This window comes from Streptomyces diastatochromogenes (assembly GCF_002242805.1).
Lineage (GTDB): Bacteria > Actinomycetota > Actinomycetes > Streptomycetales > Streptomycetaceae > Streptomyces > Streptomyces diastatochromogenes.
Window position 1 is genome coordinate 554,930 of the sequence record NZ_MCGQ01000007.1, and the last position, 11,528, is coordinate 566,457.

19 protein-coding genes are annotated in these 11,528 nt (G+C 66.5%); all 19 read right to left on the reverse strand.

The features are described 5' to 3' along the window. Positions 1–12: 12 nt before the first annotated feature. The 19 genes from rpsH to BEK98_RS07160 all read right to left on the reverse strand — a co-directional run bounded on the left by rpsH (position 13) and on the right by BEK98_RS07160 (position 11,522). Positions 13–411, reverse strand: a complete 399-nt coding sequence (gene rpsH, locus BEK98_RS07065; RefSeq protein WP_094215511.1) for a 30S ribosomal protein S8 — start codon at positions 409–411, stop codon at positions 13–15. Positions 412–624: 213 nt separating this feature from the next. Then, positions 625–810 (reverse strand): type Z 30S ribosomal protein S14, encoded by a 186-nt coding sequence (locus tag BEK98_RS07075; protein WP_003948630.1) that lies wholly within the window; start codon positions 808–810, stop codon positions 625–627. Positions 811–815: 5 nt separating this feature from the next. Beyond that, positions 816–1,373 (reverse strand): 50S ribosomal protein L5, encoded by a 558-nt coding sequence (gene rplE / locus BEK98_RS07080; protein WP_067119440.1) that lies wholly within the window; start codon positions 1,371–1,373, stop codon positions 816–818. Then, positions 1,373–1,696, reverse strand: a complete 324-nt coding sequence (rplX, locus tag BEK98_RS07085; RefSeq protein ID WP_030930498.1) for a 50S ribosomal protein L24 — start codon at positions 1,694–1,696, stop codon at positions 1,373–1,375. Before rplX ends, rplE begins: the two co-directional genes overlap by 1 nt. A 2-nt stretch (positions 1,697–1,698) precedes the next feature. Beyond that, positions 1,699–2,067, reverse strand: coding sequence for a 50S ribosomal protein L14 (gene rplN, locus BEK98_RS07090; protein WP_003998823.1), 369 nt, complete (start codon positions 2,065–2,067; stop codon positions 1,699–1,701). Between the two features lie 97 nt (positions 2,068–2,164). Further along, positions 2,165–2,449 (reverse strand): 30S ribosomal protein S17, encoded by a 285-nt coding sequence (gene rpsQ, locus BEK98_RS07095; RefSeq protein WP_014674375.1) that lies wholly within the window; start codon positions 2,447–2,449, stop codon positions 2,165–2,167. Then, positions 2,449–2,673 carry a 50S ribosomal protein L29 gene (gene rpmC, locus BEK98_RS07100; protein WP_030174543.1) on the reverse strand — a complete coding sequence of 75 codons (225 nt, stop codon included), beginning with the start codon at positions 2,671–2,673 and terminating at the stop codon, positions 2,449–2,451. The genes rpsQ and rpmC overlap by 1 nt, the downstream gene beginning before the upstream one ends. Further along, a complete protein-coding gene (gene rplP, locus BEK98_RS07105) occupies positions 2,673–3,092 on the reverse strand; it encodes a 50S ribosomal protein L16 (protein ID WP_030967307.1) in 420 nt (139 codons plus the stop codon). The genes rpmC and rplP overlap by 1 nt, the downstream gene beginning before the upstream one ends. A 5-nt stretch (positions 3,093–3,097) precedes the next feature. Continuing rightward, positions 3,098–3,922, reverse strand: coding sequence for a 30S ribosomal protein S3 (rpsC, locus tag BEK98_RS07110; RefSeq protein WP_094215512.1), 825 nt, complete (start codon positions 3,920–3,922; stop codon positions 3,098–3,100). Beyond that, positions 3,922–4,269, reverse strand: coding sequence for a 50S ribosomal protein L22 (rplV, locus tag BEK98_RS07115; RefSeq protein WP_004571827.1), 348 nt, complete (start codon positions 4,267–4,269; stop codon positions 3,922–3,924). The genes rpsC and rplV overlap by 1 nt, the downstream gene beginning before the upstream one ends. Before the next feature lie 43 nt (positions 4,270–4,312). Next, entirely contained in the window at positions 4,313–4,594 is a 282-nt protein-coding gene (gene rpsS / locus BEK98_RS07120) for a 30S ribosomal protein S19 (protein WP_003948639.1), read from the reverse strand. A 12-nt stretch (positions 4,595–4,606) separates the two neighbouring features. Then, positions 4,607–5,443 (reverse strand): 50S ribosomal protein L2, encoded by an 837-nt coding sequence (gene rplB / locus BEK98_RS07125; RefSeq protein ID WP_094215513.1) that lies wholly within the window; start codon positions 5,441–5,443, stop codon positions 4,607–4,609. A 40-nt stretch (positions 5,444–5,483) separates the two neighbouring features. After that, positions 5,484–5,903 carry a 50S ribosomal protein L23 gene (gene rplW / locus BEK98_RS07130; protein WP_094215514.1) on the reverse strand — a complete coding sequence of 140 codons (420 nt, stop codon included), beginning with the start codon at positions 5,901–5,903 and terminating at the stop codon, positions 5,484–5,486. Further along, a complete protein-coding gene (rplD, locus tag BEK98_RS07135) occupies positions 5,903–6,559 on the reverse strand; it encodes a 50S ribosomal protein L4 (protein ID WP_094215515.1) in 657 nt (218 codons plus the stop codon). The genes rplW and rplD overlap by 1 nt, the downstream gene beginning before the upstream one ends. A gap of 8 nt (positions 6,560–6,567) precedes the next feature. Beyond that, on the reverse strand, positions 6,568–7,212 hold the full coding sequence (rplC, locus tag BEK98_RS07140) for a 50S ribosomal protein L3 (protein ID WP_005481233.1): 645 nt from the start codon (positions 7,210–7,212) through the stop codon (positions 6,568–6,570). Positions 7,213–7,229: 17 nt separating this feature from the next. Next, positions 7,230–7,538 carry a 30S ribosomal protein S10 gene (rpsJ, locus tag BEK98_RS07145; RefSeq protein WP_003948644.1) on the reverse strand — a complete coding sequence of 103 codons (309 nt, stop codon included), beginning with the start codon at positions 7,536–7,538 and terminating at the stop codon, positions 7,230–7,232. 1,005 nt (positions 7,539–8,543) lie between these two features. Continuing rightward, the gene (locus tag BEK98_RS07150) at positions 8,544–9,089 is read right to left on the reverse strand and encodes a hypothetical protein (protein ID WP_094215516.1); all 546 of its coding nucleotides are present in this window, start codon (positions 9,087–9,089) and stop codon (positions 8,544–8,546) included. After that, complete coding sequence (locus BEK98_RS07155) at positions 9,086–11,041, reverse strand: hypothetical protein (protein WP_244201792.1); 1,956 nt, start codon at positions 11,039–11,041, stop codon at positions 9,086–9,088. Before BEK98_RS07155 ends, BEK98_RS07150 begins: the two co-directional genes overlap by 4 nt. An 88-nt stretch (positions 11,042–11,129) precedes the next feature. Beyond that, on the reverse strand, positions 11,130–11,522 hold the full coding sequence (locus tag BEK98_RS07160; protein WP_244201768.1) for a hypothetical protein: 393 nt from the start codon (positions 11,520–11,522) through the stop codon (positions 11,130–11,132). Positions 11,523–11,528: the final 6 nt, after the last annotated feature.

The following is an 11,528-nucleotide window of genomic DNA, read 5'->3' on the forward strand; positions in this document are numbered from 1 at the left end:
CGTTCCCTTCCGTTACCAGACGTAGGCGAGGACTTCTCCGCCTACGCCCTTCTTGCCGGCCTGCTTGTCGGTGAGGAGCCCGTGCGACGTGGAGATGATCGCCACGCCGAGGCCGCCCAGCACCTTGGGCAGGGAGGTGGACTTCGCGTACACCCGGAGACCGGGCTTGGAGATCCGCTTGATGCCCGCGATGGAGCGCTCACGGTTCGGGCCGAACTTCAGCTCGAGGACGAGGTTCTTGCCGACCTCGGCATCCTCGACGCGCCAGCCCGTGATGAAGCCCTCCTGCTGGAGGATCTCCGCGATGTGAGACTTGATCTTCGATGCCGGCATCGTCACGGAGTCGTGGTATGCCGAGTTCGCGTTCCGCAGACGCGTAAGCATGTCTGCGATCGGATCAGTCATGGTCATGAATTGGCCTTCGGCCTCTCTCGCCGGGGTTTCCTGGTGCGCCATCCCTCTCCCCGATCCGAGACGGGACGGGTGCGGCGCGGTGGACCTACGGCGTAGTAAGTCGTACGGGCGCGGCAGACGCCCAACCCCGCAAGCCTACGGCATGCGGAGAAGGGCCCCTGCCGACCCAGATGCTTACCGAGAGCTTCAGGAATCCCTAAAAAGCGGGGATTACCAGGAGCTCTTGGTCACGCCCGGCAGCTCGCCACGGTGAGCCATCTCACGAAGGCACACGCGGCAGAGGCCGAACTTGCGGTACACGGAGTGCGGACGGCCGCAGCGCTGGCAGCGCGTGTAGCCACGCACACCGAACTTGGGCTTGCGAGCAGCCTTGGCAATCAGAGCCTTCTTCGCCATCTCGCTCACGCCTCCTTGAACGGGAAGCCGAGGTGACGAAGGAGCGCGCGGCCCTCAGCGTCGTTGGTCGCCGTGGTGACCACGGTGATGTCCATGCCCCGGGTACGGTCGATCTTGTCCTGGTCGATCTCGTGGAACATGACCTGCTCCGTGAGACCGAAGGTGTAGTTGCCACGGCCGTCGAACTGCTTGGGGGACAGGCCGCGGAAGTCGCGGATGCGCGGCAGCGCGAGCGACAGGGTGCGGTCCAGGAACTCCCACATGCGGTCGCCACGAAGCGTGACGTGGGCACCGATCGGCTGGCCCTCACGCAGCTTGAACTGCGCGATGGACTTGCGGGCCTTGGTGACCTGCGGCTTCTGGCCGGTGATCGTGGTGAGGTCGCGGATCGCGCCCTCGATCAGCTTGGAGTCGCGGGCGGCGTCGCCCACACCCATGTTGACCACGATCTTGACGAGGCCGGGGATCTGCATGACGTTCTCGTACTTGAACTCGTCACGCAGCTTGCCCGCGATCTCCTCGCGGTACTTCTGCTTCAGACGCGGAGTGGTGGTGGTAGCCATCAGATGTCCTCACCCGTCCGCTTGGCAACGCGGATCTTGTTGCCCTCGTCGTCGAAGCGGTAACCGACACGCGTGACGACCTTGTTGCCGTCCTTCTCAACGACCAGCTGGACGTTGGAGACGTGGATCGGCGCCTCGGTCGTGACGATGCCGCCGGCCTGCGAACCGCTGGCGGTCGGGCCGGCCTTGGTGTGCTTCTTGACCCGGTTGACACCCTCGACCAGGACGCGCTCCTCGCGCGGGTAAGCGGCAATGACCTTGCCCTGCTTGCCCTTGTCCTTGCCGGTGATGACCTGGACCAGGTCGCCCTTCTTGATCTTCATGCTTACAGCACCTCCGGCGCGAGCGAGATGATCTTCATGAACTTCTTCTCGCGCAGCTCACGGCCGACCGGGCCGAAGATGCGGGTGCCGCGAGGGTCGCCGTCGTTCTTCAGAATGACGGCGGCGTTCTCGTCGAAGCGGATGTACGAGCCGTCCGGACGGCGGCGCTCCTTGACGGTGCGAACGATGACCGCCTTGACGACGTCACCCTTCTTCACGTTGCCACCGGGGATCGCGTCCTTGACGGTGGCGACGATGACGTCACCGATGCCCGCGTAGCGGCGACCGGAGCCACCGAGCACACGGATGCAAAGGATTTCCTTCGCACCAGTGTTGTCGGCGACGCGCAGTCGCGACTCCTGCTGGATCACGTCTATCTCCTGATCGTCTGCCGGTTCCCCGGGGGCCGCTTCTCAGCGGCCCCCGGAGCCTGGCGGAACTGACCTGCGGGGTTAGCCCCGCAGGAAATTACTTGGCCTTCTCGAGGATCTCGACGACGCGCCAGCGCTTCGTCGCGGACAGCGGCCGGGTCTCCATGAGGAGGACGCGGTCGCCGACGCCCGCAGCGTTCTGCTCGTCGTGCGCCTTGAGCTTGTTCGTACGGCGGATGACCTTGCCGTACAGCGCGTGCTTGACGCGGTCCTCGACAGCGACGACGACGGTCTTGTCCATCTTGTCGCTGACGACGAGACCCTCACGGGTCTTGCGGAAACCGCGCGCCTCGGTGTTCTCAGTCACGTTGCTCTCGCTCATCAGGCGCTCTCCACCGTCTCGATGCCCAGCTCGCGCTCACGCATCAGGGTGTAGATCCGCGCGATGTCCTTACGGACGGCCTTGAGCCGACCGTGGTTCTCGAGCTGACCCGTCGCCGCCTGGAAGCGGAGGTTGAACAGCTCTTCCTTGGCCTCGCGGAGCTTGCCCAGAAGCTCCTCGTTGCCCAGCTCGCGCAGCTCGGACGCCTTGGTACCGGCCGACATCACGCTTCACCTGCCTCGCGCTTGACGATCCGGCACTTCATCGGCAGCTTGTGGGCCGCACGAGTCAGCGCCTCACGGGCGATCTTCTCGTTGGGGTACGACAGCTCGAACATCACGCGTCCGGGCTTGACGTTGGCGATCCACCACTCCGGCGAACCCTTACCGGAACCCATGCGGGTCTCGGCAGGCTTCTTGGTGAGGGGACGGTCCGGGTAGATGTTGATCCAGACCTTGCCACCACGCTTGATGTGACGCGTCATGGCGATACGAGCGGCCTCGATCTGACGGTTCGTCACGTACGCCGGGGTGAGCGCCTGGATGCCGTACTCGCCGAACGCAACCGTCGTGCCACCCTTGGCAGCGCCGCTGCGCTTCGGGTGGTGCTGCTTGCGGTGCTTGACCCTACGGGGGATCAGCATGTCGGTCAGGCCTCCGTTCCGGTGCTCTCAGCCGGAGCGGACGCGGGAGCCTCGGCCTTGGGGGCCTCGGCGCCAGCAGCCTGCTGCGGCTTGCGACCGCGCCGCTCGCCACCACGGCCACCACGGGCCGGGCGGTCGGCACCGCCACCGCGAGCCGGGCGGTTACCCGCACGGGCGGCAGCGTTCTCGGCGCGGACCTCGGCGATGTTCTTGACGTCGCCCTTGTAGATCCAGACCTTCACACCGATGCGGCCGAAGGTCGTCTTGGCCTCGAAGAAGCCGTAGTCCACGTTCGCACGGAGCGTGTGCAGGGGCACACGGCCCTCGCGGTAGAACTCCGAGCGGGACATCTCGGCGCCGCCGAGGCGGCCACCGCACTGGATCTTGATGCCCTTGGCGCCGGCCTTCATCGCCGACTGCATGCTCTTACGCATGGCGCGGCGGAAGGAGACGCGGGAGGAGAGCTGCTCGGCAACGGCCTGAGCAACCAGCTGAGCGTCCGTCTCGGGGTTCTTGACCTCGAGGATGTTCAGCTGGACCTGCTTGCCCGTGAGCTTCTCGAGGTCGCCGCGGATGCGGTCGGCCTCGGCGCCACGGCGGCCGATGACGATGCCCGGACGAGCGGTGTGGATGTCCACCCGCACGCGGTCACGGGTGCGCTCGATCTCAACCTTCGAGATACCGGCGCGCTCCATGCCGGACGTCATCATCCGACGGATGGCGACGTCTTCCTTGACGTAGTCCTTGTACAGCTTGTCGGCGTACCACCGGGACTTGAAGTCCGTGGTGACACCGAGCCGGAACCCGTGCGGGTTTACCTTCTGGCCCATTACCGGGTTCCTTCCTTGCTGCTGACGACCACGGTGATGTGGCTGGTCCGCTTGCGGATCCGGTAGGCACGGCCCTGGGCACGCGGACGGAACCGCTTCAGGGTCGGGCCCTCGTCGACGTACGCCTCGCTGATGACCAGCGAGGAGGCGTCCGTGTGGTCGTAGTTGTGCGCGGCGTTGGCAATGGCGCTGTCGAGCACCTTGCCGACCGGCACGGAGGCTGCCTGCGGAGCGAATCGCAGGACGGCCTGGGCCTCCGTGGCGTCCATGCCACGGATGAGGTCCACCACGCGGCGGGCCTTCATGGGCGTGACGCGGATGTACCGCGCCTGGGCCCTGGCTTCCATGGTTGTCCCTTCAGTTTCTTACGTGTCTGAATGCGATCCGCTACTAGCGGCGCTTCGACTTCCGGTCGTCCTTGACGTGGCCCCGGAAGGTGCGGGTCGGCGAGAACTCGCCGAGCTTGTGGCCGACCATCGACTCGGTGACGAACACCGGGATGTGGGTCTTGCCGTTGTGCACCGCGATCGTGTGGCCGAGCATGGCCGGGACGATCATCGAGCGACGGGACCAGGTCTTGATGACGTTCTTGGTGCCGGCTTCGTTCTGGACATCCACCTTCTTGATCAGGTGGTCGTCGACGAAGGGCCCCTTCTTCAAGCTACGCGGCATCTCAACCCGTCCTTAGCGCTTCTTGTTCGTCTTGCGGCGGCGGACGATGTACTTGTTCGACGCCTTCTTGGGCGAACGAGTACGGCCTTCCTTCTTGCCCCACGGGGACACAGGGTGGCGACCACCGGAGGTCCGGCCCTCACCACCACCGTGCGGGTGGTCAACCGGGTTCATCACGACACCACGGACGGTCGGGCGAACGCCCAGCCACCGCTTACGGCCGGCCTTACCCCAGTTGATGTTGCTCTGCTCGGCGTTGCCGACCTCACCGATGGTGGCGCGGCAGCGGACGTCGACCAGGCGGACCTCGCCGGACGGCATGCGCAGGTGGGCGTAGGTGCCCTCCTTCGCGAGCAGCTGCACGGAGGCACCGGCGGAGCGGGCGAACTTGGCACCGCCACCGGGACGGAGCTCGATCGCGTGGATCGTGGTACCGACCGGGATGTTGCGGAGGGCCAGGTTGTTGCCCGGCTTGATGTCGGCCCCAGGACCGTTCTCGATGCGGTCACCCTGCTGCAGGTTGCGCGGGGCGAGGATGTAGCGCTTCTCGCCGTCGGCGTAGTGCAGCAGCGCGATGCGCGCGGTGCGGTTGGGGTCGTACTCGATGTGCGCGACCTTCGCCGGCACGCCGTCCTTGTCGTGACGACGGAAGTCGATCACTCGGTAGGCGCGCTTGTGTCCGCCACCCTGGTGGCGAACGGTCACACGACCGGCGTTGTTACGGCCGCCCTTGCTGTGCAGAGGGCGGACCAGCGACTTCTCCGGCGTGGACCGCGTGACCTCGACGAAGTCGGCGACGCTGGCGCCACGACGGCCCGGCGTAGTCGGCTTGTACTTGCGGATTCCCATTTCTCAGTCCTCGTCCGATATCGGACGATCCGGACCGCCCTTAGGCGGTCGGACCGCCGAAGATGTCGATACGGTCGCCCTCGGCGAGGGTCACGATCGCGCGCTTGCTGCCGGCACGCTGACCGAAACCGGTCTTCGTGCGCTTGCGCTTGCCCTGGCGGTTGATCGTGTTGACCCCGGTGACCTTGACGTCGAAGACCGCCTGGACGGCCTGCTTGATCTGGGTCTTGTTAGCGCCCGGGGCGACGACGAACGTGTACTTGTTCTCGTCGAGGAGCGCGTAGCTCTTCTCCGAGACGACCGGCTTGAGCAGCACGTCACGGGGGTCCGTGAAGGACTTGCTCAGCGGGGTCTCGACGGTGTTCTTGCCCTCGGCGGCGTGGCGACGCGCCTTGGCGATGCGCGCGGCCTTGGCGGCCTTCGCAGCCTTGGAGGCAATGCTCGGGTGACGCGTAGCCATCAGGCCTCGCTCCCTTCGGTGTCAGCGGCCTTGGGGCCAGACACGAAGGACTCGAAAGCGGCCTGGGTGAAGACCACGTCGTCCGAGACGAGAACGTCGTACGTGTTCAGCTGGCCCGGCTCCAGGATGTGGACCTGGGGCAGGTTGCGGGCGGACAGCCACGCGGCCTCGTCGGCGCGCTCGACGATCAGGAGCAGGTTCTTGCGCTCCGAGATCTTGCCGAACAGGCTCTTCGCGGCCTTGGTGGACGGGTTCGCACCCTCGACCACGCCGGAGACGACGTGGATGCGGTTGTGACGCGCCCGGTCGGTGAGGGCGTGGCGCAGGGCCGCGGCCTTCATCTTCTTCGGGGTGCGCTGCGAGTAGTCACGCGGCACGGGACCGTGCACGACGCCACCACCGGCGAACTGCGGCGCGCGGGTCGAGCCCTGACGGGCGCGGCCGGTGCCCTTCTGGCGGTACGGCTTCTTGCCACCACCACGGACTTCGCCACGGGTCTTGGTCTTGTGCGTGCCCTGACGGGCAGCGGCCAGCTGCGCGACGACGACCTGGTGGATCAGCGGAATGCTGATCTTCTCCACGTCGAAGATCTCCGCGGGGAGCTCGACGGAACCGGCCTTCTCGCCCGCCGGCGAAAGGATGTCAACAGTGCTCATCGGTTACCTCAGGCCCCCTTGGCCGCGGTGCGGACCAGGACGAGGCCGCCGTTCGGACCGGGAACCGCGCCCTTGATGAGCAGCAGACCCTTCTCCGCGTCAACGGCGTGGACGGTCAGGTTCTGGGTGGTGACCCGCTCGTTGCCCATGCGACCCGCCATGCGGAGGCCCTTGAACACGCGGCCCGGGGTGGCGCAGCCACCGATGGAACCGGGCGAGCGGTGCTTGCGCTGGGTGCCGTGTCCGGCGCCGAGGCCCTTGAAGTTGTGACGCTTCATGACACCGGCGAAGCCCTTGCCCTTGCTCTTGCCGGTCACGTCGACCTTCACGCCGGCCTCGAAGACCTCCGCGGAGATCTCCTGGCCCAGCGTGTACTCGGAGGCGTCCGCGGTGCGGATCTCGACGAGGTGACGACGCGGGGTGACGTCGGCCTTGGCGAAGTGGCCCTTGAGGGGCTTGTTCACCTTGCGCGGGTCGATCTCGCCGAAAGCGATCTGGACGGACTCGTAGCCGTCGACATCGTTCGTACGGACCTGGGTGACGACGTTGGGGCCGGCCTTGACGACGGTGACCGGAACAACGCGGTTGTTCTCGTCCCACACCTGCGTCATGCCGAGCTTCTCGCCCAGGATGCCCTTGATCTGCTTAGCCATTCTCAGCTCACCGACCCTCAGAGCTTGATCTCGATGTCGACACCGGCCGGGAGGTCGAGTCGCATCAGAGAGTCAACGGTCTTGGGGGTGGGGTCGAGAATGTCGATCAGGCGCTTGTGCGTGCGCATCTCGAAGTGCTCGCGCGAGTCCTTGTACTTGTGCGGCGACTTGATGACGCAGTACACGTTCTTCTCAGTGGGCAGCGGCACCGGGCCCGCGACCGACGCACCAGTGCGGGTCACCGTCTCGACGATCTTCTTCGCCGAGGAGTCGATGACCTCGTGGTCGTAGGCCTTGAGCCGGATGCGGATCTTCTGTCCCGCCATGGCTACTCCGTAGTCCTGTCTCTTCAACGCTCCGGAACCCGGCGTTCCGTCTTCCCGTCCTCCGACCCACGCGGTCGGGCGTGTCGCGCTCCCGCTGACACAGATGTCCCTTGTTCGAACATCCCTGCGGGGAATGCACACGGCCCTTCCGGAACCGCAAGCCGAGGGCGGAAGGCCCACCGGGCGCCTAGCCGGTGCCGCACCACACTTCCCGGAAGATTCCCGTACGTCCGCCCCAGTGCTGCCCGCAGGCAGTTAGGGCGACGAGTACTGTGGGACTCGCTTCCGGTCCTCCCGGCGGGAGGCGCGCAGCATCAACACTCGACCGAGCAACTCCGACAGTCTGCCATATGGGGCCGGGGGCTGGCTAATCGAGCGGGAGAGAATACCCCCAGGGTGACGTAGGTCAAACACAGGTCCCCTTCGGGGGGACCGCGGCCGTGCCGGAGACCTTCCCCCCATCCCTGCTCTACGCTGTGCGACCTGTTGCACACGGAGCGTATGGGGATGGGCTCGGGGGTTGGGGGCTCGCACATGTCATCAGTGCTGCGCAGATCCGGCCATCGACCGCCGCGTGCCGGGATCGGCGTCGGCGCGGCCGTACTCCGGCTCGGCCTGTTTCCAGCGACGGCTGCCACCGCTGGCACTCGTGTCCGTCCGGCACCGGCTCGTTCGTCTGCGGCGACCTCGGCTACTACACCTACTGCGGCCGAGCGGGGGGCGCGGATCGAGGTCACGGAAACTGACTGAGCCGACGACTACGGCATGGAGTCGGATCCCGTCGCCGAGGCCACCGCAACCGGCGGGGCCCAGACGATCTCCTTCGAGGCAGACAGTGGTTCGCACACGTACACCGTCACGGCCACCGACAACGCGGGGCTCCCCCGAGGAGGGAGCGGCGTACGAGCTGACCGTGTCGGGCCGCGAGGAGAGGCTCACTGGCCGCTTAACGGCTGCCGACTTGCCAGTGAGCCGCCATTGACCACTCAAATGAAGAAGAACGACTCAGGCGCAGCCGAGAGTTTTCAGCGTGGCGGGGAAGTAGGCGCGCATGAACTTCTCGATGTCCTTGCGGTGAGCGCGGTCGACTGGGTTGCTGTTTTGCAGCAGGAGCGTGAGGGTGAAATAGGAACCGATATCAGTTCTGCACTGCACAGTGAAAATTGCGCCGTTGTTTCCGACAGCCGCCCTGTAGTCGCCTTCGAGTCGAGCGGGCGCTGCCATGTTTGAAACCGAGTCGCCGGACTGCGCAACCTCGTAGGGGTCCACCGCATCAGGGTGCCAAGCGAACCTCATCGCGAGGGCACTCTCGCCGTCCACGAGGACTTGGCACCAGGAGGACGGCTGCGGCTTGCGGCGATCAACCCGGTTGCGCTCGGTCACCTTGCCGCCCGGTTGCAGGAGCCGCTCGGAGAGAATCGGGCTGACCTTGGTGCCACACAGCGACGCTGGTGGCTTGCCGTCGTCGTTTAGGTTCCCGTACCAAACGCCAGACCCGACCGCCAAGGCCAGCGCCACTGCAGGCAGACCGATCTTGAGAAGACGTGTCACTTGTCGACCTCTCCGGACACACCCCGACCGTGGGCGATGCCGGCTTCCGCGGACTTCTCCACAAGATCCTGCCGAATATAGGGCGGCTCGCTCCCCGAGCCGTGGACTCTATTCCATTCCTGGGCGAGCGCAGTCAGTTGACCATTCCTGTTCTGGTAACTCGCGACGTTGTCGTCGTTCTGCTGGTCGTCCAACCTCTGCTGTTCGTCCTGCAGCCACTTGTCCGTGACATAGTCGAATCCTTCCTGAACATCGCCACTGACGATCGGAATGTAGCCGATGGCCTTATCGAACAGCGGCTTGCTCTCGAATTCCGCGGTTTTCGGATCTCCCTGAGCCTGGATCCGCGCCTCCTCCAGGAAGCCGACGCTCCGCCCGGCGCGGATGAGGGACTCCGTGGACTTCGAGTGGTCCTCGTGGATCTGCGAGACAATCGCCTGGTTCAACCCCCCGTTCAGCGTTCCGTAAGCGTCCTTGTCCTTCGACACCTGCTTCACGACCTCGAAGAGTTGGTCCTGCTTCAGCGGCGACCTCGAGATGTCGACCTCGCTCATCGAGGCATGCACAGTGCCGCCATGGTTGACGAGGATGTGGGCCAACGGCTGTCGCAGGGACGGTGGGAATTTGTCGCCGCTGTCGGCCAGGTACCCCACCGCCGACCTGAAGATCGCGTCGTTCTGCTTGCTGTGGGCGACGTAGTGGGCATGTTTGTCGGACGGGTCGATCCCCGTCGCCGCCGCCTGAAGAGCCGCCCCGAAGCCCGCGCGATCGTCTCCGTCCAGGCCGGCCGCGTACGTGCCGACCTTGGCGCCCTCGTGCTCATGAAGGACGACGTTCCAGTCCCGCTCTTTCATGAGGTACCTCATGCGGCCATCGGAGCCAAGGTAATCCGCTGCCGCATGGGGATCACGGCTCATGATGCCCAGCACCCCGTCCACCGGATCATTGGCGAACCAGCCACCACGCCGACCGCTGTACTCCGCCTTCAACCGCCAGATCCCAGGCTCCCTCCGCTCCGCCGCGATCATGTCGTCGGTCAGATCCTCCAGCATCTCCGGCGCATACCCATGCCCCCGCCCCATCAGCGTCACCAACGACTGATACCCCACCGCCTTGTCCAGCCGCTCCCCCTGCGCATCCGTGGCGTAATGCCCGACGCCGGCATGTCGCATCGCCGCGCGCCAGCGCTGGTACCAGGACGACTCCGTGTCCCGCGTCGCCGTCGCCAACGCATCCGCCAGCCCCGTCTCGATCGACGCGTACGCACCCACACCGGACCCGCCCCGCACATGGATCAGGTCGTTCAGCTCGTTCGTCAGTCTGATCGTGCCCGCCGCGCCCAGGTCGTCCAGCAGAGTGCGGGAGAACACCTCGTCGCCGGAGTTGTCGCGGAGCAGCCGCTGCAGTTCCGTCAGTTCGCGAGGTGAGAGAGGCCGGCCGGCGGTCAGTTTCTCCAGTGCCCCCTCCGCCTCCAGCGCCTCGTACTTCTCGACGTCCCCCATCGCCCTGCCGTTGAAGCCCCGGCCCCCGACCAGCGGGTCCGAGTCGACGACCGCCGCCGTCAGGGCGAGCCGGACGCCGGCGTCCGCGTCGGTCACGTCACGTACGGCCTTGTCGATGCGGTCCTGCCAGGACCGTACGGCCGACTCGTGGTGCTCCCCGTCCGCGTCCGCGCTGACCAGGCCCCGCTCCGAGACCCGCATCCCCGCCGCCACAGCCTCCCGCCGCGCCGCCGCCAACCCCCCCTTCAGCTGCACGAACTGGTCATGCGCGTCCCGCAGCAGGGAGGCGATCGCCTTCGCCTCCGTCTGCGCGTACTGGAACTCCTTGAGCGTGACGTCGAAGCGTCCGTGCGCCGCCTCCGCGCTCATGCCCGTCCAGGCAGGCCCCACCGTGATGCCGTACACCTCTCGGTGGTACGCCCTCTCCTGCTCGGCGAACTCGCCCGCCATCCCCTCCCAGCGCTCCGCCGCGGTGGTGAGCGCGGAGAGGTCGGTGCTCATGATCTCGTGGTACGTCGGCATCCCCGGTCGCTCCCCGTCAGTACCGGTCCAGCGCCGACATCTGCCGCACCGTCGACCCCACGGCCAGGTCCGTGCTCGTCAGTACCGTGTTCGTACTGCCCAGCGCGTCCTTCTCCGCGCCCAGCCGGTCCATCAGGTTCTTCACCTGGCCGCCCCACGTCTCGTGGGCCTTCCGCAGCGCCGCCGAGGTCAGCCAGCCGTCCCCGTCGCGCGCGCCGAACGCCTTGACCGCCGCCGCGGTCTCCTCGTCCGCCCGGGCCCCGGCTTTACGGGTCTGCGACTCGATGTGGTCCTGGATCGCCTTGGCCGCCGCCCGCTTCTCGGCGGGCGAGGACGCCAGCCCCTTCGGCCCATGGCCACCGACCAGACCGCCGCCCACCGTCCACCCCTCGCCGTAACGCCGTACCACAGCCCG

What these genes read in the sequence shown, in the direction of transcription:
- rpsH (WP_094215511.1), bottom strand. Translation starts at nt 411, where the DNA reads ATGACCATGACTGATCCGATCGCAGACATGCTTACGCGTCTGCGGAAC.
- BEK98_RS07075 (WP_003948630.1), bottom strand. Translation starts at nt 810, where the DNA reads ATGGCGAAGAAGGCTCTGATTGCCAAGGCTGCTCGCAAGCCCAAGTTC.
- rplE (WP_067119440.1), bottom strand. Translation starts at nt 1,373, where the DNA reads ATGGCTACCACCACCACTCCGCGTCTGAAGCAGAAGTACCGCGAGGAG.
- rplX (WP_030930498.1), bottom strand. Translation starts at nt 1,696, where the DNA reads ATGAAGATCAAGAAGGGCGACCTGGTCCAGGTCATCACCGGCAAGGAC.
- rpsQ (WP_014674375.1), bottom strand. Translation starts at nt 2,449, where the DNA reads ATGAGCGAGAGCAACGTGACTGAGAACACCGAGGCGCGCGGTTTCCGC.
- rpmC (WP_030174543.1), bottom strand. Translation starts at nt 2,673, where the DNA reads ATGTCGGCCGGTACCAAGGCGTCCGAGCTGCGCGAGCTGGGCAACGAG.
- rplP (WP_030967307.1), bottom strand. Translation starts at nt 3,092, where the DNA reads ATGCTGATCCCCCGTAGGGTCAAGCACCGCAAGCAGCACCACCCGAAG.
- rpsC (WP_094215512.1), bottom strand. Translation starts at nt 3,922, where the DNA reads ATGGGCCAGAAGGTAAACCCGCACGGGTTCCGGCTCGGTGTCACCACG.
- rplV (WP_004571827.1), bottom strand. Translation starts at nt 4,269, where the DNA reads ATGGAAGCCAGGGCCCAGGCGCGGTACATCCGCGTCACGCCCATGAAG.
- rpsS (WP_003948639.1), bottom strand. Translation starts at nt 4,594, where the DNA reads ATGCCGCGTAGCTTGAAGAAGGGGCCCTTCGTCGACGACCACCTGATC.
- rplB (WP_094215513.1), bottom strand. Translation starts at nt 5,443, where the DNA reads ATGGGAATCCGCAAGTACAAGCCGACTACGCCGGGCCGTCGTGGCGCC.
- rplW (WP_094215514.1), bottom strand. Translation starts at nt 5,903, where the DNA reads ATGGCTACGCGTCACCCGAGCATTGCCTCCAAGGCTGCGAAGGCCGCC.
- rplD (WP_094215515.1), bottom strand. Translation starts at nt 6,559, where the DNA reads ATGAGCACTGTTGACATCCTTTCGCCGGCGGGCGAGAAGGCCGGTTCC.
- rplC (WP_005481233.1), bottom strand. Translation starts at nt 7,212, where the DNA reads ATGGCTAAGCAGATCAAGGGCATCCTGGGCGAGAAGCTCGGCATGACG.
- rpsJ (WP_003948644.1), bottom strand. Translation starts at nt 7,538, where the DNA reads ATGGCGGGACAGAAGATCCGCATCCGGCTCAAGGCCTACGACCACGAG.
- BEK98_RS07155 (WP_244201792.1), bottom strand. Translation starts at nt 11,041, where the DNA reads ATGGCGGGCGAGTTCGCCGAGCAGGAGAGGGCGTACCACCGAGAGGTG.